This window comes from uncultured Thiohalocapsa sp. (assembly GCF_913062725.1).
In the GTDB taxonomy this organism is placed as follows: Bacteria; Pseudomonadota; Gammaproteobacteria; order Chromatiales; family Chromatiaceae; genus Thiohalocapsa.
In genome coordinates this window covers 17,029-34,411 of record NZ_CAJXWY010000044.1, presented here as the reverse complement: position 1 = coordinate 34,411, position 17,383 = coordinate 17,029, and the positions used below count along the sequence as shown (strand labels likewise).

Annotated in this window: 18 protein-coding genes; 2 read left to right on the top strand and 16 right to left on the bottom strand. The window is 67.8% G+C overall.

All coding sequences use genetic code 11. The annotated features are described in order from the left end of the window. On the top strand, nt 1–877 hold an 877-nt coding region (locus tag QZ588_RS12655; RefSeq protein ID WP_295543268.1), incomplete at its 5' end, for a hypothetical protein. A 45-nt stretch (nt 878–922) separates the two neighbouring features. Here QZ588_RS12655 and QZ588_RS12650 read toward each other — a convergent pair. The 9 genes from QZ588_RS12650 to QZ588_RS12610 all read right to left on the bottom strand — a co-directional run bounded on the left by QZ588_RS12650 (nt 923) and on the right by QZ588_RS12610 (nt 9,936). Continuing rightward, nucleotides 923–1,645: a hypothetical protein gene (locus QZ588_RS12650; RefSeq protein ID WP_295543266.1), complete on the bottom strand. Its 723-nt coding sequence runs from the start codon at nt 1,643–1,645 to the stop codon at nt 923–925. 41 nt (nt 1,646–1,686) lie between these two features. Further along, a complete protein-coding gene (locus QZ588_RS12645; RefSeq protein ID WP_295543264.1) occupies nt 1,687–2,763 on the bottom strand; it encodes a glycosyltransferase family 2 protein in 1,077 nt (358 codons plus the stop codon). Beyond that, entirely contained in the window at nt 2,753–3,541 is a 789-nt protein-coding gene (locus tag QZ588_RS12640; RefSeq protein ID WP_295543262.1) for a class I SAM-dependent methyltransferase, read from the bottom strand. Before QZ588_RS12640 ends, QZ588_RS12645 begins: the two co-directional genes overlap by 11 nt. Further along, the gene (locus QZ588_RS12635) at nt 3,538–4,863 is read right to left on the bottom strand and encodes a CmcI family methyltransferase (protein WP_295543261.1); all 1,326 of its coding nucleotides are present in this window, start codon (nt 4,861–4,863) and stop codon (nt 3,538–3,540) included. Before QZ588_RS12635 ends, QZ588_RS12640 begins: the two co-directional genes overlap by 4 nt. Nucleotides 4,864–4,913: 50 nt before the next feature. Then, complete coding sequence (locus tag QZ588_RS12630; RefSeq protein WP_295543259.1) at nt 4,914–6,185, bottom strand: ABC transporter ATP-binding protein; 1,272 nt, start codon at nt 6,183–6,185, stop codon at nt 4,914–4,916. Continuing rightward, entirely contained in the window at nt 6,182–7,000 is an 819-nt protein-coding gene (locus QZ588_RS12625) for an ABC transporter permease (RefSeq protein ID WP_295543257.1), read from the bottom strand. The genes QZ588_RS12630 and QZ588_RS12625 overlap by 4 nt, the downstream gene beginning before the upstream one ends. Continuing rightward, nucleotides 7,000–7,473, bottom strand: coding sequence for a hypothetical protein (locus QZ588_RS12620; protein WP_295543255.1), 474 nt, complete (start codon nt 7,471–7,473; stop codon nt 7,000–7,002). Before QZ588_RS12620 ends, QZ588_RS12625 begins: the two co-directional genes overlap by 1 nt. Before the next feature lie 124 nt (nt 7,474–7,597). Then, on the bottom strand, nt 7,598–8,344 hold the full coding sequence (locus QZ588_RS12615; RefSeq protein ID WP_295543253.1) for an AAA family ATPase: 747 nt from the start codon (nt 8,342–8,344) through the stop codon (nt 7,598–7,600). After that, nucleotides 8,341–9,936: a CHAD domain-containing protein gene (locus tag QZ588_RS12610; RefSeq protein ID WP_295543251.1), complete on the bottom strand. Its 1,596-nt coding sequence runs from the start codon at nt 9,934–9,936 to the stop codon at nt 8,341–8,343. The genes QZ588_RS12615 and QZ588_RS12610 overlap by 4 nt, the downstream gene beginning before the upstream one ends. A 263-nt stretch (nt 9,937–10,199) precedes the next feature. Here QZ588_RS12610 and tal point away from each other — a divergent pair, with 263 nt between their 5' ends. Further along, on the top strand, nt 10,200–11,168 hold the full coding sequence (gene tal, locus QZ588_RS12605) for a transaldolase (protein ID WP_295543249.1): 969 nt from the start codon (nt 10,200–10,202) through the stop codon (nt 11,166–11,168). Nucleotides 11,169–11,219: 51 nt separating this feature from the next. Here tal and QZ588_RS12600 read toward each other — a convergent pair whose 3' ends face one another. From QZ588_RS12600 to lptE, 7 genes are all read right to left on the bottom strand, one after another. Continuing rightward, nucleotides 11,220–11,726 carry a dihydrofolate reductase gene (locus QZ588_RS12600; RefSeq protein WP_295543247.1) on the bottom strand — a complete coding sequence of 169 codons (507 nt, stop codon included), beginning with the start codon at nt 11,724–11,726 and terminating at the stop codon, nt 11,220–11,222. A gap of 24 nt (nt 11,727–11,750) precedes the next feature. Then, on the bottom strand, nt 11,751–12,776 hold the full coding sequence (locus tag QZ588_RS12595; RefSeq protein WP_295543245.1) for a YafY family protein: 1,026 nt from the start codon (nt 12,774–12,776) through the stop codon (nt 11,751–11,753). A 42-nt stretch (nt 12,777–12,818) separates the two neighbouring features. Next, nucleotides 12,819–13,193, bottom strand: coding sequence for a ribosome silencing factor (gene rsfS / locus QZ588_RS12590; RefSeq protein ID WP_295543270.1), 375 nt, complete (start codon nt 13,191–13,193; stop codon nt 12,819–12,821). Beyond that, a complete protein-coding gene (gene nadD, locus QZ588_RS12585) occupies nt 13,183–13,893 on the bottom strand; it encodes a nicotinate-nucleotide adenylyltransferase (RefSeq protein WP_295543243.1) in 711 nt (236 codons plus the stop codon). Before nadD ends, rsfS begins: the two co-directional genes overlap by 11 nt. 382 nt (nt 13,894–14,275) lie before the next feature. After that, on the bottom strand, nt 14,276–15,550 hold the full coding sequence (locus tag QZ588_RS12580) for a glutamate-5-semialdehyde dehydrogenase (RefSeq protein WP_295543241.1): 1,275 nt from the start codon (nt 15,548–15,550) through the stop codon (nt 14,276–14,278). A gap of 227 nt (nt 15,551–15,777) precedes the next feature. Continuing rightward, entirely contained in the window at nt 15,778–16,800 is a 1,023-nt protein-coding gene (gene holA / locus QZ588_RS12575) for a DNA polymerase III subunit delta (protein ID WP_295543239.1), read from the bottom strand. A gap of 42 nt (nt 16,801–16,842) precedes the next feature. Further along, a complete protein-coding gene (gene lptE, locus QZ588_RS12570) occupies nt 16,843–17,364 on the bottom strand; it encodes an LPS assembly lipoprotein LptE (protein WP_295543237.1) in 522 nt (173 codons plus the stop codon). Between the last annotated feature and the right edge of the window lie 19 nt (nt 17,365–17,383).

Below are 17,383 nucleotides of genomic sequence, written 5' to 3'. Positions count from 1 at the left end.
TTGCCAAGGCGCGTTCTTTGCCTCCTCGTCAGGACACTGCGGCTTCGATTGTCAGTACTGCATCATCAACCCGATTGCGAAGCACCAGCCGTCGCTGGTGTTCGAAGACTTCCGGTTCATCTGCGAGTACTTCGACGCGCCAGTGTTCTTCGCGCTGTCCGGCGTCGGGGACTTCATGGTCAGCTACGCTCGCTCGCAGCGTCTGCTGGAGCGACTCCTGGGGCTGGATGTGGAGGTGGCGCTCGACACCAACGGCGCCGCCCTGCAGGAGCTCCCGGAGCTCGCCCCGGAGCGGTTGGAGAAGATTCGCTACATCAACCTGACCATGCATTACCACCAGATCAAGCAGAAGAACCTGCTTGAGCGCTGGCCGGCCAATGCGCGGACCATTCTGGAGCGCCGCTTCGAGCAAACCCATCCGGACTATATCCTGTCACCGCCGTTGCAGGACGAATGGGAAGAGGCCATCGCGCTCTACGCGGACAAGGTCTACGCGCAGACCGCTCGCCCCTTGCTGCTGGTGCGCGATGTGAACCGGCCCTTCTCGGCAGCCGACGAGGACCGACTGGCGAGCCTCAGGGCCAAGTTCGGCGAGGTGTTGGCCGGCGAGCACCGGGAGGACTTCGCCGCCGGGTTCCGCGACCGTTCTGACGTCCTTTGTCCGGCCGGTATGCGCTACTTTCGCGTCTGGAACGATGGCCGCGTACAAGGCTGCCCGAACCTGCCGCATGTGACCGAGCTGTCCGACTGCGGCAACGTCAAGGAGCGACGCCTGAATGTGAGCAAGACGCCGTTCCGCTGCCGCTCGCCAAACTTCTGCGACTGTCATGTGATCGACGGGCTTGGCATGATGCGCGTCCCGAGCAACGCCTGCTGAGCCCTTTCGCGGTCGCTTGGGCCTGCAACGTCCGCCGTCGAGGCGTCAGATGAGCGGCCAGCCCATCCGACGCGCGTGGCGGCGCGTATCGCCTGGGCGTTCGATCCTGACGCAACTGGTCACCACCGGCAGCGCATGCGCCCACTTGCGCTCGAACACCTCGGCACTGGCCAGAACCCTGGCCACTGTTCCGGCCGTTGGCGCGTTCGGCAACTCCCGGGTCCAATGCACGCAAGGGGCATCGACTACCGCGCAGTCGAGACCTTGCCCGCGCGCCTGCAACACCAGATCGGTGCCGTAGAAATCAAAGCCCAGCGTCGGGTCCAGGCTGAGTCCGCTGTCTCTGCGCACCGCGAATAGGAGTTCGTCCAGGCTATCGACCGGGCATGGCAATGCCCGCGGCGGTTGCAGCAACGCGTCTCGCCAGCGGATGTGGCCGACATGCTCCGCACCGAGCACACCATAGACGCCCACCACCGCGAGCCTTGGCCAGCGCCGGCGCGCGAGGCGCAGTTGATCCCGAAAGCGCTGATCCCAGCCGCGCGGCAGGTGCACATCCTGGTGCACCCACACCAGCCAGTCGCCGTGGAGGCTGCCGCGGAGTTCCGGGTTGAAGGCCGCGGCGGCGCTGAGGCAGTGTTCATGCAGGCGCAGCGGCCAGCGTCCGCCTCTCACACATTCAGATTCCAGTAGATGCCTTCTCAGCACATTGCAGTCGTTGACCGCGGCGACGAACGCCAGACCACTGCCACTGCGCAAGCCTTGCATTGTATTGCCCTCGGGGGCGGCGCCCGAACATCTTGGCCCGGCTATGCCTTGCGCCAACGCCAGCGCTGCAGCGGATACGGCTCATCGGGAACACGTAGCTGCGCGAAGTACGCGCCGGAGGCCAGGCGCCGCCAGTGGGCGGGCGTGAAGGGCGACGCATCGGGGTTGAAGTCGCGCTGGACGAAGGGCACAAGATGCGGGTTGATGCCCACCTCCAACTGCATCCCCGAACGCTGGGCGTCGCCTTTGCAGGCGAGTTCGGGAGACGCCGACAGGGTGCCGAGATCCTCCCCGGGCCAAGGGCGATCGCGATCGGTCAATGGCCCGCCGGGCGGCTGCATCTCGTAGTGTTTATCGAAGAACAGGTTCGAAGCATCCGCCATGTACCGGGTCTTTGCGCTCCGCGGCGACTGATCCCAGTAGTGGACGATGGATGCATCGGGGACGCAGAGCATCCTTTGCTCGTCGCCCAGCATCCCCGCGCAGAGGTCGGTGTCTTCGTAGTACAGGAAGAAGCGCTGATCGAACACCCGGCCACCGGGAAAGTGCGCCGGGTCATTGCGGACCAAGAGACAGCCGCCGGACAAAAAGGGCTCGGCGAAGGGCTCGGACCGGCTCCAGAAGCGCTCGTGACGGAGACGCCAGTAAAAGGAAAGCAGCTGAGCATCGAGCCTATACGCCGCAGCGGCACCGGCGCCCTGCTGCCACCACCAACTGTCGCCGCTTGCGGGCGGTAGGCGCCAGCGGCAATCGTCGTCCCAGAAGGCCCGGGGACCGACAATCAGCACATCGTGCCGTCGGGCGGCTCGCAACAGGGCGGCGACGCTGCCGGGCAGCGGCCGCGCGTCGGGGTTGATGATCAGCCACCAGGGCAAAGGCAGCCGGGCGGCTGCCTGATTGACGGCGGTGGCGAACCCCAGATTGACCCCCGGCGCAAGCACCTGCACCTTCGGCCTGGCAGCGAGTTCCACCAGCGCAGCGTCATCGGGGCTGTTGTCGATGATGAGCGTCTCGGCGACCTGAGGGGACGCCGCGAGTGCGTCCAGCAATGCCGGCAACAGCTGGCCGGTGTGGTAGTTGACGATGATCGCGCCGATGACGGCGGTGTCAGCGCACACAACGGGCAACCAGATGGAACGCCAGGGTATCCAGCGAAGCGGCATTCACCTCAAAGCCTGCCTCCCTGAGGCTGGCCAGTCGCTTATGCACGTTCGCCGGGGCCGGCAGCTTGACACGATGTAGTGTCGAGATTTCGAAGCCCTGGCGCGACAGCAGCGCGTGCAGCGAATGCTCGGTGAAGAAGCGCAGATGCGTCTCGCACAGCAGTCCGGCCGGCACGTAATCCCAGCGCCCGGCGATCTGGTCCAACGCCAACGACCAGTGGCCTACGTTCGGGACGCTCGCGACCAAATGACCTTCCGCTGCCAGAAACCGCTCGCGAATCCGTTCCAGCAGCCGCTCCGGCTCTGCGACGTGCTCTAAGACATCCAGGCAGGTGACGCAGTCGAACCGCTCTTCGATCTCGAGGGACAGCGCATCACCGGTCAGTACCCGATCCAACTGCTGTGCGGCTATGCGCGCGATGCTAGGGATCAGTTCTATCCCGACCACACGACAGCCGAGGGTTTGCGCCGCCGCTGCGCCGAATGCGCCGATGCCGCATCCGATGTTGAGCAAGCTGCGGGTCGTGCGCACGGCACGGTCGAGCAGCGCCTCGCGCGTCGCCGCATCGTCCGGTCCGGCGATATGGACAAGCTCGATCTCGAGGTTCGTACCAAGCTCGGCGTACAGCGCTTCGTTCAACAGTCGCCATGCCAATCGATATTCCGCGGCTTCCGCCACTGCGGGATCGACGGCCACCCAGATCGCCGTTCGCACGCGCTGCGCGCCGCTCATTGGCCCAGATCCCGTTCGCGGACTTGCGGGTCGGGCAGCGCGCGACGTCGCAGGAAGCTGCCGGGATTATAGGTGATCAAATAGCGCTCCCGTCGGTGGTCGACCTCGAATTCCGGACTCTCGGAGAGAAAATCCATCACCGCCGCCAGCGGACCCTCGGTGCCTGGTGGCACCTCCACCAAGCCATCGACCACCTCGACGATACCGTCCTCCACGATCAGGTAGCTACCTTCGGTGACCAGGGAGCCGAAATTGCGCAAGTCTCTCAGCACCGACGCGTGATGGTGGTCGGCATCGTGAATGACCAACACCGGTCCTGTACCGCATTGTGCCGCGACGCGCTCACGCACCCTCGGGTCCGCCAGATCGCCGTCGATGCGATGCAGACGCGGGTGAGAGATGTTGAACAGCTCGCGATCGCAGTCCACCGAGACGACCGTTCCCTCGCCGATCAGGTCGAGCATGTGCAATAGAAAAAGCGTGCTGCCACCAGCGAAGCTGCCGAGCTCAACGACAACGCGTGGGCGAACCTCCCAGAGAATTTCCTGATAGATCCAGCAGTCGAGAGGGTTCTTGAGGGTTCTTGCCCCCATCCAGCGCATCTGGTCGTAGTGCAGATGCATCTGATGATAGCGAAACCAATCTGCGACCGACTGGCTGTAGGCCTCGCGGTAGACCGCGGCGATGGGCTCTGTCCGGCGGGGAACGCTGCGGGCGTATGCGCTCGTCGCGGTCGTGGGTGCAGGATGCGCAACCGGTGTTGGTCGAGCCTTGAGCTTGCCCGGCCAGAGATGGCGCAGCCAGGTTGCGAAAGATGCCGACCGCGCTCGCTTGCGGAACACCCCGATGGTGTCCCCCCAGGGGGTGTCCCACCGGGTCTGCGCCTCGATCAGCTCAAGGCGCTCGCTGTCGGCGAGGGCCTGCATCGCATCCGGGTAGAAACGCCAGCAGTCCACCGGAAAACGATGCTCTGCGCCTTTGGACGGCACGGTCAGGAACAGCAGGCCGTTCGGCTTTGCCACGCGCACCATCGTCTTCCAAGTGAGCCAGAACTGCGGCATGTGTTCGAGCGTCTGCCCCGAGATCACCAGGTCATAGCGGGCGCTGGCGATCGGCCAGCGATGCGGATGATGCACAACGATATCGACGTTCGGGCCGGATTCCCTATCGAGACCTTGGTAGGTCCAGCCCGGTCGATCGAACAGCGGTCGATGGCTGCCGTTGACGTCGAGGCTGCCCACGTCGAGGACGCGCAATGGACTCGTCGGGTCCAGATAGTCCCGAACCAGCCGTTCCATTTCCCAATAGGCATGGATATGCATCAGCTTGACATTCTCACGTCAACCGCCTGGTAGCTCAGGTCCATCGGCACTCAGTCCTGAGACCAGCGATGCGGTACCGAGATCACGCCGATGCCCAGCGATAAACCGGGTTGATCGACATCGACCGCGCGCTCAACAACCACTCTGTCATAGATGTGCAGCGCCCGTTCACAGAGAAGATAGACGTGCATGGAGTAGAGCCCCTTCAATAGGGGAATGTTGGGGAATCGCAGGGTCACCTGACCGAAGCCCGATGGGTCGCGGTGGACCTGTACACCGTCGTGCAGCGAAATGGCGCCGCAGATGGGCTGCTGTGCGACCGTTTGGATGCCGACCCCCAACGTGGGCGCAGAAAGTTTCGGGTCGACCCAGAAACGAGCATGGATGCTGAGGCAGGCTTCCCCGCTGCGCAATCGCACAGGTGCACCGCGGACACCATCGACCGATGCCTCGACCGACACGAGACGCCCTGGTGGCTGTGTCTCGCCCGGTGCGGGCTCCGGCCGGTCATCCATGCAACCCGCCGCAATCGCGAGGCGATCGAGCGCCGCCTGATACTCGCGCAGCACCTCCTCTGTTGCGCCGAGCGCGATTGCGCGCCCCTGATGGAGCCACAGCACCCGATCGCACATGGCCTCGACGTGATAGAGCGAATGGGAGCAGAACAGAATGGTCTTGCCCGCATCGCGAAACGCCATGATGCGATCGAACGACTTGCGCGCGAAGGCACCATCACCCACCGACAGGGCCTCGTCGATGATCAGGATATGCGGGTCGATAGCGGTGGCCACGGCGAAGGCCAGACGCGCCGACATGCCGCTGGAGTAGGTCTTGACCGGGCGCTCGATGAAGTGTCCGATGTCGGCGAAGGCCGCGATCTCGGCGAACACCGCGTCGATCTCGGGCCGCTCCAGCCCGGCGATGGCGGCCTGGAGGTAGACGTTCTCCCGCCCGCTCATGTCGGGGTGGAAGGCGGCACCCAGCTCGAGGATGGCGGCGACGCGGCCGTTGACGGTGAGTTCGCCGCTGCTGGGGGGGATGAGTCCCGCAGCAAGCTTGAGTAGGGTGCTCTTGCCGGCACCGTTGCGCCCGACGATGCCGAGCACCTCGCCGTGCCCGACGGTGAGATCGATGCCGGACAGCGCCGTCACGTCCTGATGGCGCGGCCTGCCGGTGACGATCTCCAACAGGCGGTCGAGGTCGCTGCGATACATGCGGTAGCGCTTGGCGACGGCACTGAGCCTGAGCACGGGCGCACGGCAAGCTGCGGCGGCCTCGGACGCGTCGAACGTCGAGTGGGTCTGTACCGCGGGGGCGTTCACAATGTCTCCCGCAGGTGCGGCTCGCTGCGCCGGAACAGCAGCCAGGCCGGGCCCAGCAGCGCCAGCCACAGCGTCAGCGGGCGCAGCCAGTTGCCGATTGTGACGGGCATGTCCTGCAACAAGTGATGGATGAGAGCCATGATATCGGCAAAAGGATTCAGGATCAGCCAAGGCCGCAGCGGCGCGGGCAGCATATCCGGCGTGTAGAGGATCGGCGTCACATAGAGCCCCATGGTCAGCAGGAACGGCAGCAATTGGCGCAGGTCCCGCAGGAAATGACCGAGCACCGCGAGCAGGTAGCTCGCCGGCAGCAGCAGCAGGAACAACAGCCCGAGCACGGCGGCGGCCGCCGGCAACGCCCCGATGCCCAGCAGCAGCGTAGAGACGACGAGATACAGCGTTCCATGGACCAGCGTCGCCATCACCAGCGGCAGCAGCGGCAGCAGCACCAGCGGAAAATCGCCGCGCTGATACAGTGCCGCCTGCTCGGCGAAGATGCCGAGCGCGCGTTGCAGCACCTCGACCACCAGGAACCAGGCCAGGATGCCCAAGAGAAAGTAGTCCAGGAACACGACGTGGCCGGGCAGGCGAACCCGCAGCACCACATCCAGCAGAAACCAGAACGCCAACACCTGCAATGCCGGCCCGATCAGCAGCCAGCCGGCGCGAAACAGCGTGCCGGAGGTCCGCCCGACGATCTCCCTGCGCAGCAGCAGCGCCAGCAGCAGGCGTTGCTGCCACAGCGCCGCGAGCGGGCGAATCAGCCCGTCGGCGGTGGCCCGCGGGAGTGCCGTGGCAAGGGCTCGAGCCCGCATCAGCTCACCAGCACCGCACCGGACACGCCGAGCAGCATGGCGGCGTCTACGACCAATGCGGCCAGCAACGGCGCGCGCAGCCGGCCGTAGAGTTGACGGGCGTTGCGGATCCGTTTGCGCTGCATAGCCAGCCGCGCCGGCCGGAGCAACCCGAGCTGGGCGATGACGAGCAAGATGAGCAGGAGTACCGACAGGGCCGTCATCCAGACGACGTGCACGGGCCATGGGGACTGATCCAGCAGAGCAAGAACCGCCCAGAGTCCACTGCCGTAGATGAGCAGCACTCCCAGCCAGAGCCAGCGCAGGCAGAGCGCGACCCCATCCAGGCGCAAGTGCATATGTGCGGTGGCGGAGCGCACGTCCGACACCGCCGGCAGATAGGCGATCTGGATGAACAGCAGCGATCCGATCAGGATGATTGAGCCCAGGTTATGTGCCAGCACGGCGACGATGATCTGCTGCGTTTGCGACACAATCAGTCGGAAGTGCTGACGGGGAAGCGCTGAGTGCAAGATCAGAGCATAGTCTATCCCGTAACCCCGAGCCGCTGCCCGCCCAGATCCTGTCGCCGAGTCGGCGGGGCGCGATGGCGCATGCTCAAAGCGCCGTGGCGACCTCGTCCCAGAGAGCACGATAGGCACCGGCGGCGGCATTGGACGGGGCATAAGCCGGCAGCGGCATGCGGTGCAGGCCCATGCGCTCCACCTCCGGGGCCAGCGGAATGGCGGCCGGGAGCATCTCCGGATACTCGGCGCTGAGGCGCGCCATGGTCTCGGTGTGCAGGGGCCGCGCGGCGTCCACCATGGAGAAAAAGGGCAGCACCTTGAGCGCGCCGAAGCCGTCTTCGGTCTTCAGGAAGTCCTGTAACTGCGCCAGGGTGCGGGCCGACAGGGTGCTCGGGATCAGCGGCACCAGCAGTGCGTCGGCGGCGCGGAAGATGTTCTCGGACATCAGCGAGATGCTGGGCGGGCAGTCGAAGAGGACCAGGTCGTATTCCTTGACGAAGGGCTTGAGCAGCCGCTTCAGCTGATCCACGGGCTTCTTCTTGGCACCCTCCAGCAGGATGTCCATGTTGCGGTAGGAGAAGTCCGCCGGCAGCAGGTCCAGGCCCTCGAAGTCCGTGCCCTTGATGGCGTCGTCTGCGCCGCGCTTGCCGCGCAGCAGCCCGCGCCCGCCACCCTTGACCTTGGGCTTGATGCGGAAGTAGTAGCTCGCCGCCCCCTGGGGGTCCAGATCCCACACCAGGGTGCGCTGCCCGGCGGCGGCGGCGAGATAGGCCAGGTTGACGGCGGTGGCGGTCTTGCCGACGCCGCCTTTGATGCTGTAGATACCGACGACCTTCACGCGCCCGCCTCCGCCGGCGCAGCGGGGCTGTGCTTGGCCGCGAACAGGCGCTTGCGCACCGCCGCATTATCGGTGCTGTCGAAGCCGGCGAAGATGCGTGCGAACTCGCCACGGGCGCGCTGCTGTGCCGTCAACATCTGGCTGACGAGCGCCCCCATGGCCAACAGCGTGCCCAGCGGCGCCGCGCCCTCGCGCTGCATGGCCGCCGCCGTCTCGCGCAGGTGCTCGGCTTGCACGGCGAGATCCTGGAAGCCCCCCAGGTTGTCCAACAACACCTTGATCTGCTTGATGAGCCCCTTGATGTCGTCGGCGGCGTAGAGGCTTTGGAAGAACTCCATCAAGTATCTGAGCTTCTTGCAGCTTTTGCGCAGTTCGTGCAGGTCCTCGGGCGGCGAGGCGTCGGTGATGGCGCGGCCTTCGTCGAGCACGCGCTTGGCCATGCGCCGGATGCGCTTGTCCGCCAACGCCTTGATGGGGGTCTGCGCATCCTTGGCTCCGTTGCGCTCAGGGGCCTGCAGGAACATACGCCAGTCCCGCAGCAGGACCTCGAAGCGCTCGCTCGCCAGCGCCGCCGCCAGGGTCTGCTGCTCGGCATGGTAGTGGGCCACGAGCCAGTCCCGCAGCGGATCGAGGTCATCGCGCAGGCGCGGCGGCAGCCCGGCCTTCAACCGCGGGAAGTCCAGCAGATAGACGTCCAGATCCCGCACCGGCCCCGTCACCTGCTGCAGCCAGGCGAAGCGCAGCTTGAAGTCATCGACGACGGCCTGGGGCAGCACGCCCTTGATCTGGCTCAGCGCCGAGCGGGTGCGCCGCGTGGCCACACGCAGATCGTGCAGGAACTCCGGATCGAGGTTCCGGCGGGCACCGTCGATGTTGGCCTCGAGCGTCTCCAGCAGCCCCAGCAGGATGGTGCAGGTGGCGACCGCGGCGGGCTGCAGCGGGTCGAGCCGGTAGTCGAGCTTGGACGAGTAGCTGCCGGGACGCCGCCCGGCGGCGGCGAGCGCTTCCAGATACAGCGGCGCCTCGGCGGGCTCCAGTGCGAGGATGGTCTTGAGCCGACGGACGACGGCATCGGTCTCTTGGGTGTAGCCGCGCACGCCGGTGATGCGCAGGCGCATGGGCAGTGGCAGCGGGCGGCGGCCGCCGTCGGTCTCCACCCGCAGTTGTTCCAGGCAGAGGCGGGCGACGGTCTTGTCATCGTCGTTGAGGACCCGCAGCGTTTGCCGACGGCCGCTGACGGCCACCATGGGCAGCAGCCGGCGCACACCGAGCAGCGGCGCCACCCGCTCGCGCACCACCCCGGGCGGCAGGTCGTCGATCAGGCCCGGCGGCGTCGTCGTCAGCTGCTGTGCCGTGACGGGGTCGTGCTGGCCGAGGTCATGCCAGCGTAGCTCGCGGCGCTGATCCAGGTGGACTTCCTCCAGCACCGCCCCCGCACGGTACAGACTCCATTCAAAGCTGTCGAAGAAGCACCGGCGGAGCGCGACGGCGGGCTCTGGCTCACAGCGCAAGTGGGCGCGGATGGCTGCGCTGGTGTCTGCCCCGCCCTGCACCGCAGCGGGTATTAGGAAATCCATGGCCGTCAGGGTCATCGGGCGACGCTCGCTGGACTGGAGGCTTTGGCGCGTAGTGCACCTGCGATGGCACGCGCGCAGCGGCGTGCCGCTGCACGATACAACAGCGGAATATTACAGATTGATGACGGCACGCGGAAGTCTCTGTTACACAAAACATCTCGGTAAGGGCATGGCTACGGGATATCCCGAACTATCAAAGCGTAGCCAGCACCCGGACAATTCCGGTTCGGCGCGCATGCCTGTCGACCCGCAACGCGCAACCCCGCCCGGAGCCCGTTATGAGCAAGCTCGACCAACTCAAGACCATGACCACCGTGGTCGCCGATACCGGCGACTTCGGCAGCATCGCCGAGTATAAGCCCCAAGACGCCACCACGAATCCATCGTTGCTCTACAAAGCGGCACAACTGCCACAGTACCGTCACCTGGTGGAGGACGCCGTGGCCTTTGGCCAAACGCGTGGCGGCAGCACCCTGGAGCAGGCGCGCTGGACCATGGACAAGCTCGCGGTGAATTTCGGCGCCGAGATCCTGCAGATCGTCCCCGGCCGCGTGTCCACCGAAATCGACGCCCGGCTGTCCTTCGATACCGAGGGCACCATCGCCCGCTGCGAGGGGCTCATCGCGCTCTACCAGGACATCGGCGTCGACCCCCGCGAGCGGGTACTATTCAAAATCGCCTCCACCTGGGAGGGCATCCGCGCCGCCGAGCAGCTCCAGAACCGTGGTATCCACTGTAACCTGACTCTGCTGTTCAGCTTTGCGCAGGCCGTCGCCTGCGCCGATGCCGGCGTGACACTGATCTCGCCCTTCGTCGGCCGCATCCTGGACTGGTACAAGAACGCCCAGAACGTATCCGGCTATCCCGCCGACGAGGACCCGGGCGTCAAGTCCGTCACCGAGATCTTCAACTACTACAAGCGCCACGGCTACGGCACCATCGTCATGGGTGCGAGCTTCCGCAACGTCGACGAGATTCTGGAACTGGCCGGCTGCGACTACCTGACCATCGCACCCCAGCTGCTGGCGGAGCTGGCTGAGTCCGACGGTGACGTGCCGCGCAAGCTCGACCCCGCCGCCGCTGCGGCCATGGAGATCCCCGAGCAGCACTTCGACGAGCGCGCCTTCCGCTGGGGACTGAACGAAGACGCCATGGCCACCGAGAAGCTCGCCGAGGGTATTCGGCTGTTCGCCGCCGATACGCGCAAGCTGGAAACCTTCGCCCACGACATCTGCCGCAACTGCTGAGCCCCGCACCCCGGCGCCGGCCATCGGGATCGCCCGGGTGTCGGCGGGCGTTCAATCCGCGGCGCGGCGCTCCAGCAGCACGAAGTCCAGCGCATGGACATTGCGCTGGTCGGCGCCATGGTGCTCCCGCCGGACCTCCCGCCACGCCGCCGCAGACCAGTGCGGAAACTGCACATCACCGGCGATGTCGGCCTGCACCATGGTCAGTGCCATGTGCGTGGCCACCGGCAGCAGCGCGGCATAAATGGTGGCCCCACCCACCACCATCACCTCCGGCGCCCGCCCCGCCACCCGCAGCGCCGCCGCCGGCGAGCCGACCACCTCGCAGCCCTCGGCGCGGTAATCCGCGACCGACGAGATGACAATATGCCGGCGCCGCGGCAGCAGGCCGGGCAGCGACTCCCAGGTGCGCCGACCCATGATGATGGGCTTGTCGAGCGTCAGCCGCTTGAAGTGCGCCAGATCCGCCGGCAGGTGCCAGGGCAGCGCATTGCCCTTGCCGATGACGCGATTACGCGCGACGGCGGCGACCAGTGTAATGCGTGTGCTGGTGGTCACTCGCGCATCGTCCCCGCGTACCGCTCAGGCGCCGCCGCCCGGCATGGCGGCATGGCGGCCGCATGGCGCATCTTCTCCATAGACCCTGAGTGCGTTTTGCATTCGCTCGACGACCGCCTGGCGCAGCGGCGGCGGTGCCATCACTTCTACGTCCGGGCCGAACTTCAGGATATCCATGATGAGCTCCGCGGGGTTACTGTAGGGCAGCCGCAGCTCGTAGCGCCCGTCGTCGAGCATGCGCCCCCGCTGGTCGCGATGCCAGCGCTCGTTGGCCACGTAGCGGGCGCGCTCGGCGCTGAAGCAGAGCACCGCCTCATGCTCGGGGCCACCGGCGAAAATGCCGTAGGAACTGGCGAAATGCTCGTCCAGCGCCGCTACGTCCACGGGCAAGGCGGCCTGCTCGAGTGTCTCGGCGCCCTCGATGGCATCGACGGCGAAAGTCCGCAGACCGTCGCGCAGGTGGCACCAGCCGTCCAGATACCAGTTGTCGCGGTAGTGCACCAGGCGCTGGGGCGAGACATCGCGCTGCGCATGGGCTTGCCGCCAGCGGCTGTAGTAGCGCAGGCGTAGCCGCCGGCGCTGGGCCAGGGCCCCGGCGACGGTCTGAAAGGTCGCCCCATCCTGCTCGGCATTGTGCCGCGTCGCCATCTGCAGCATGCGGATGCGGCCCTGCAGCCCCTCGGAGCCGGTGCGCTGCAGTTCCAACAAGCCGTCGATACGCTGCTGCAGCGGCTTCAGCATGGGCCCCAACAGGCCCGGCTGCACGTCGGCGAGGAGCTGCTGCACGGTGAGCAGCGCGTGCAGTTCCGAGGCGTTGAACCACAGCCCCGGCAGCTCGTACATGCCGCCCTCGGACTGATCGTAGCAATAGCCGTTGTACTCGCGGTCATAAACGATGGGGGCGTTCAGATAGAGCCGCATGTCCTCGATGATGCGCTTCACCGTCGCCCGCGAGCACTCCAGCGCCGCTTCCAGAGCTTTGCGCGAAACGGGCCGCCGCGCGCCCTGAAGGATGCGGTTCAGCTCGAAGATGCGGTCGAATCGGTCCATGCCGCCACCTCCACGCCGAGGCGCGCCGGCGGCCCGCGCGGCTCAGATCCGGCCCGCCGCCGCGCTCTGCCGCGGCAGCGTTTCGGCGACCAGCGCCGGCGCCGACCAGAGCCGCTCCAAGTTGTAGAAATCGCGCACCTTGGGCAACATCACGTGCAACACGACACCGTTCAGGTCCACCAGCGCCCACTCCCCGGCCTCCAGACCTTCGGCCCCCAGCGGCTGCTCGCCGGCCTCTTTGGCGCGGTAGGCCACGGTCTCGGCGATGGCCTTCACATGGCGATCGGAGGTTCCGGAGGCGACGATCATATAGTCCGTCACCGTGGTCTTGCCACGCACGTCCATCACGGCGATGTCGCGGGCCTTCATGTCGTTCAGGGTCTCGACGACCAGATCTTTCAGTTGCTCAAGCTGCATCATGTCCCCTCTGGGCTGAAGCGTCGGATTCAGGATCGGCGCTGGCAGACGTTGTGGCCGGGGTCGCCGGCGCCGCGTAACAGCCGGCGCCCAGGGCCATCTCGAGCACCGGGTCCGGCAGTAAAAAGCGCGCGCTGCGCCCGGCGGCGATGGCGCGGCGGATACGGGTGGAAGAGATATCCAGCTGCGTCACCGATTGCAGCCAGATGCGCCCACCGGGCGCGGCTTGCAAATCCGCCGGGTGCTGCGCCCGGCGGCGCTCCAGCTCGGCACGCAGGGCCGCATCCCGCGGCAACAGGCTGCCGGGGCGGCGCATGACGGCCAGGTGCGCGAGTCCCAGGATGTCCCGGGGGCGATGCCACTCGAAGAAGGCGTTGAAGGCGTCACCGCCCACCAGCAGGCACAGCGGCACCGCCGGCCCCAACTGCGCACGGCAATGGGTCAGGGTATCGACGGTGTAAGAGCCGCCCGGGCGCTGCAGTTCCCGGTCATCGGCCACCAGCCCGGGCACGTCTGCGACGGCGGCCTGCAGCATGCGCAGCCGCAGGGCGCCGTCGGCGGCGGGCTGCGTGCGGTGCACGGCGACGTTGAGGGGCAGCAGGCGCACCTCCTGCAGACCCAGCGCCTCCTGGACCTCGAGCGCGGCGCGCAGGTGCCCGAAATGGACCGGGTCGAAGGCGCCGCCGAACAGGCCGATCATTGGGGCGTCGCCGCTGGCGAGTGCGCCGGCGCGCAGGCCGACACGGCGACGATGCTGCGATCGCTAGCAGGCATGCCGCCGCAGGCGAAGGAGCGCCGCCGGGACTGCCGCCGACGCATCGCCGCTGCGCCGACGGCATGGCGCTGGCGAATACGCGCCGCGTGCCCATTGCGCCGCAGCCATCACGGCGGTGCCATCGCGCCGGCGCTGGGAGGAGACTGGCTCTAGCTGCACGATGGGCGTGCGCTCAGTGGGTGGCCCAAGGATCACGGTAATGGCTCGGACCATAGCAGAAAATCGGCGTCATTGGCAGCAGCCGGGCACGGCGAGTGCGGGCCGGGCGGACACGCGGCAGCCCACGGCCCAGACGTCCGCCGGCGTCTCAACGGCGCACATGGCCATCCCCCAGCACAATGAATTTCTGCGACGTCAGGCCGTCCAGGCCCACCGGGCCACGGGCATGGAACTTGTCGGTGCTGATGCCGATCTCCGCGCCCAGCCCGTATTCGAAGCCGTCGGCGAAGCGGGTGGAGGCATTCACCATCACGGAGCTCGAGTCCACCTCGCGCAGGAAGCGCCTGGCCCGGCCGTAGTCCTCGGTGAGGATACTGTCGGTATGGTGCGAGCCGTGGCGCTCGATGTGGTCGATGGCCGCATTCAGATCGTCGACGACGCGAATGGCGAGGATGGGCGCCAGGTATTCCGTGTCCCAGTCCGCCTCCGTGGCGGGTGATGCCCCGCCCAGCACCGCGCAGGTGCGCTCGCAGCCGCGCAGCTCCACACCGGCGGCCATCAGCCGGGCGCCCACCCGCGGCAGGAAATCGCCGGCCACCGGCGCCGCCACCAGCAGCGTCTCCAGGGTGTTGCAGGTACCAAAGCGCTGGGTCTTGGCGTTCACGGTCACCGCCAGTGCCTTGTCCAAATCCGCACGGTCGTCCACATAGACATGGCAAATCCCGTCCAGGTGCTTGATGACCGGCACCCGGGCATCGCGGCTGATGCGCTCGATGAGCCCCTTGCCGCCGCGGGGAATGATGACGTCGATGTGCGCCGGGCTCGTGATCATGGCGCCGACGGCGGCGCGGTCCGTGGTCGCCACCACCTGCACCGCGTCCTGCGGCAGTCCGGCGCTGACCAGGCCGCCGCGAATGCACTCGGCGATGGCGCGGTTGGAGTGGAAGGCCTCGGAGCCGCCGCGCAGCACCGCCGCATTGCCGGACTTCAGGCAGAGTGCGGCGGCGTCGGCGGTGACATTGGGGCGGGACTCGTAAATGATGCCCACCACCCCGAGCGGCACGCGCATCCGGCCCACCTGGATGCCCGAGGGGCGGTAATTGAGATCCGAGATCGCGCCCACCGGGTCGGGCAGCGCGGCGATCTGGTGCAGCCCCTCGATCATGGCGTCGATGCGCCCGCCGGTCAGTTCCAGGCGGTCCAGCAGCGCCGCATCCAGGCCCTTGGCGGCGCCCGCCTCGAGATCGGCGGCGTTGGCCTGTGCCAGGGCGTCGCGGGCGGCGTCCAGCGCCGCGGCCACCGCGGTGAGCGCCGTGTCCTTGGCGGCGGTCTCGGCGCGGGCGACGGCACGGGCAGCGGCGCGGGCACGCGCGCCCACGTCGGCCATGTAGGCGGCGACGTCGATGATCTTGGGCTCGGACATGTTCGGGGTCTCTCGCAATGCGGTGCATTCAGGGGCGACGGACCGCGATGGTCCGCGGCGACCGACGGCTTCAGGAACTTCGCGATTCCGCCGGCATTGTTCCACGAGGCGCGCGCCCGGCGGAAGACCAGGCATGGCGGCGGCCGGCCGGCGCACGCAGGCCGCAGACGGCTGGCGCCCGCCCGGGACGCCCTGGGCGCCGGACGGGGTCGTTTCGGTCCGCGCCGTCACGACGGCGGGCGGGCTGCGGCGGCGGCCAAGCCATCGGCGATGTCCACGAACAACGCCCACGGATCGGCGCGGCTGCGGCCCTTGATGGCGAGGTCGGCGTCGGCGCAGCGGGCGAGCAGCTGCCAGAGCATCGGCAGTGGCAGCTGACGGGCCATGGCCAGGGTGGCGCTGCGGCGCGCATCGGGCACCCTGTACTCGCGCAGCACGGCGCCGGTGTCGCCCCGGTTGGCCAGCGCGAAGCCCAGTGCGGCGAGCTTGCGCAGCTCGCGGGCGAGCACCCAGAGCACCAGCGGCGGCGCCGTGTCCTCGGCCTGCAATCCGTGCAGCACCCGGAGCACGCGGGCGCGGTCGCCGGCGACGGCGGCATTGGTGAGATCGAAGAGATCATAGCGGGCGCTGTCGTAGACGCTGGTCAGCAGCGCTTCGGCATCCAGCGGACCCGGCGTGCGCAGCAGTCCCAGCTTCTCGATCTCCTGGGCCGCCGCAAGGAGGTTGCCCTCGACGCGCTCGGCGAGCAGCGCCAACGCCTCGTCCGTGGGCTGGAAGCCCGCCCGGGTGAGCCGGCCGCGCAGCCAATCCTGCAGCCTGCGTCCCTGGGGCTGGCGCACCTGCACAATGACGCCGGCGGCATCCAGCGCCTGCGCCCACTTCGACGCCAGCGACTTCCAGTCCAGCCGCGGGGCGATGAGGAGCAGCAGCACGTCATCGGCGCCGCGTTCGCAATAGCGCCGAATGGCCTTGGCGCCGTTGTTGCCGACGCCGTCCCCGGTCAGTCTCACCTCCACCAGCCGGCGCTCGGCGAACAGGGACAGCGAGGCGGCGGCGTGATCCAGCGCCGACCAGTCGGCGTTGGCGTCGGCTTCGAGGCAGGTGCGCTCGCTGAAGCCATGGGTGCGCGCCGCGGCGCGCACCGCGTCGGCGGCCTCGCCGAGCTGCAGGGGCTCGTCGCCGAAGAGCAGGTAGGCCGGCGCCGGCGGGCGCCGCAGGGCGGCGGAGAGCTGGGTGGGGTCGAGGCGCATAGCCTGGGGAATGCTGGCAACGACGGGGCGCGCGGGGAAGCGTCAGCCGGGCGCGCCCGCCAACTGGCGCAGCCTCGCCCGCAGCCGCAGCATCACCTGATCCGCGGCGTCGTTCGCCATGTCGTTGTAGATGATGTCGGTCTCCAGCTCCTTGCCGAGCACCGCCACGTCGGGGTTATCGTCGAAGGTGCGCTCCAGCGTCAGCGTCTGCGGCCCGATGAGCGGCTCGCCGGCGCCGTCGACCACGGCGAAGCGCACGCCATAGGTCAGCATGTAAGCGAGGGCCTTGCCCTCCTGATCGACGGCCACCACCCGCGAGCTGCGGTTCTCGCTCAGGATGTCGATCACGAGGCCGGCGTCCGCGAGCTGTCGCGTGCTCGGCACGCCACTGCCGGCGAGACGCCCCTCGATGCTGCGCCCCACCAGGCCGCCACCGCGCACGTAGACGGGGCTCAGGCCCGGGGGAATGTCCACGGCACCGCGCAAATGGAAGCCGCAGCCGCCGACATGGGCGGCGACCAGGACGGCGAGCAGCGCGAGCAGCGGCGGCAGCCACCGACGCACGGCCGCGGCGGCCGCCGGG